This window comes from Streptomyces sp. NPDC027189, assembly GCF_055566975.1.
In genome coordinates this window covers 1-2,477 of the sequence record NZ_JBVHRI010000076.1, presented here as the reverse complement: position 1 = coordinate 2,477, position 2,477 = coordinate 1, and the positions used below count along the sequence as shown (strand labels likewise).

The window sequence follows — 2,477 nt, the reverse complement described above, 5'->3', positions numbered from 1 at the left end:
CCGGTCGAGCTGATCGGCGGGGTACGTTTCCCGGCCATCGGTGAGCTGCCCTACCTGCTCACCCTCGCAGGCCACGGCTTCTACTGGTTCCGGCTGCGTCGCGCAGTCGCGCCCAGCGCCACCAGGCGCTCTTGACCGTGAGCCTCCGTGTGCTCCCGCAAGCCCGCCTGCTCCTGAAGGGACGTGTCGCCATGGCGAAGACCGCGCTGCATCGTCCGAGCGGCCTCGGCCCCGCTCCGCTGCTGACCTCGCTCGCAGAACTGCTGCGCGCGTGGCTGCCGCGGCAGCGCTGGTTCGCGGGCAAGGGCAGGCCCGTCACGGATGTGACCCTGGTGTCGACGACCGAACTGTACCCAGGGTGCCTGCACCTGCTGGTCCGCACCGAGCACCTCGGCCCCCCGGCCCACGGCGGCCCGGGCACTCCCCCACCCGACGACTGCTATCAACTGCTCCTCGCTGCACGGGAAGTCCTGCCGCCGCGTCTCGCCCATGCCGCGATCGGCCGGGCGAGCGCCGGCCCGCTGGCGGACCTGATGGTCTACGACGCCTTTCACGACCCCACGGCGGCGGGACTGCTCCTGGAGCGCCTCCGCCGACCGGGCACGGCGGGTCCGCTGCGTTTCGAGCGCGACACACGAGTGACGGTGCCCACCGGTCTGGCTCCGCGTCTCCTCGACGCCGAGCAGTCCAACTCCTCTCTGGTGTACGGGGACTCGTTCATCCTGAAGGTCTTCCGCCGTGTCCAGCCCGGCATCAATCCGGACTTGGAGGTCCCGTGGGCGCTGGCCCGTCAGGGCTGCACCCGTGTACCCGCTCCCGCCGCGTGGTTTCGGACCTCCTGGCCGCAGGAAGCGACACTCGGAGTTCTTCAGCCATTCCTGCGCGAGGCCGCCGACGGCTGGACGCTGGCGCTCGAATCCCTCGCCTCGGGGCGGGAGTTCACCGACGAGGCGTACGAACTGGGCCGGGCGACCGCGGAGGTGCATCTGGCACTGGCCTCGGCGTTCCGCATAGACGTGACCAGTCCGCCTCAGAACAGGCTGCTTGCCACCGCGATGAGTGAGCGGCTCGACGCCGCGGTCCGTTCCGTACCGGAACTCGGTCCGCACGCGGACGGGTTGCGGTCCGCCTTCGACGCACTCGGCGCTCTCGACATGGCGGTCCGTCCCGCCCAGCGCATTCACGGCGATCTCCACCTCGGCCAGGTTCTGCAGGCCGGACAGCAGTGGTCCGTCATCGACTTCGAGGGCGAGCCCGCCCGACCGCTCGCCGAACGCCGGCGCCTCCAGTCTCCCGTACGCGATGTCGCGGGCATGCTGCGCTCGTTCGACTACGCGGCCCGCTCCCGCCATCCCTGGCGTCCCGAGTGGGCACAACGCGCCCGCGAGGCCTACTGCGCGGGCTATGCCGCCGAGGCGGAGTGGGACCCGCGCGAGGAACCCGAGCTGCTGCGCGCGTACGAAACGGACCGAGCCGTGTACGAAGTGCTGTACGAGGCGAGACACCGTCCTGACTGGCTGCCCGTGCCGATGGCGGCGGTCAGGCGTCTCGCCGAACGCCAGTGAAGGCCTTTCGACCGCGACACCCCGCACGCTCCCTTTCCCCTCTCGAGGAGGCTGAAGCCGTGACAGTCCGCACCGCACCGGTCAGCATACGGCCGGCCACTTCCGCTTCGCTGGACTCGTCGGACCGGGGACGCCTGCTGTCGGGGGCGCATCACGATCCTCACGCGCTGCTGGGCGCGCACCCGGTGCGGGGCGGCATCGTGTTCCGCGCGCTGCGTCCATACGCCCAGGCGGTGGCCGTGGTGGTGAACGGGCTGTCCACGAAACTGGACGACGAGGGCGACGGCCTCTTCTCCGGCGTACTGCCGCTCGAGGCGATCCCCGAGTACACGCTGTCGGTGACGTACGACGGCACCGAGTTCGAGGTGCAGGACCCATACCGTTTCCTGCCCGCGCTGGGAGAACTCGACCTGCACCTGATCGGCGAGGGCCGGCACGAGGAGCTGTGGCGGGCGTTGGGCGCCCACCCCATGACCCACGAGGGCGTCCTCGGCACCCGCTTCACGGTGTGGGCCCCGAACGCGCGGGGCGTCAGGGTCTGCGGGGACTTCTGCCACTGGGACGGCAACACGGGATCTCCGATGCGGTCGCTGGGCTCCTCCGGGGTGTGGGAGCTGTTCCTTCCCGGCATCGGTGAGGGCACGCCCTACAAGTTCGACATCACCCGCCCCGATGGAACGCGCACGCTGCGCGCCGACCCGATGGCCCGCCGCACCGAGGTACCTCCGGCGACGGCATCGATCGTGACGGAGTCGTCCTATGCGTGGGCAGACGCCGAGTGGATGGCGGGTCGGGCAGAGCGTCCGGTGCACGAAGTCCCGTTCTCCGTCTACGAGGTGCATCTGCCGTCCTGGCGGCCCGGGTTGACGTACCGGCAACTGGCCGACCAACTCCCCTCCTACGTCTCCGACC

3 protein-coding genes are annotated in these 2,477 nt (G+C 70.6%); all 3 read left to right on the top strand.

Features of this window, described 5'->3' with window-relative positions:
• Window positions 1-135: alpha-glucosidase C-terminal domain-containing protein (locus tag ACZ4RZ_RS50225; protein ID WP_467754368.1), on the top strand; the 135-nt coding region annotated here is incomplete at its 5' end.
• Window positions 136-191: 56 nt separating this feature from the next.
• Window positions 192-1,565 (top strand): maltokinase N-terminal cap-like domain-containing protein, encoded by a 1,374-nt coding sequence (locus tag ACZ4RZ_RS50220; RefSeq protein WP_467754366.1) that lies wholly within the window; start codon window positions 192-194, stop codon window positions 1,563-1,565.
• A 59-nt stretch (window positions 1,566-1,624) separates the two neighbouring features.
• The coding region (locus ACZ4RZ_RS50215) for a GlgB N-terminal domain-containing protein (RefSeq protein WP_467754364.1) at window positions 1,625-2,477 on the top strand (853 nt) is incomplete at its 3' end.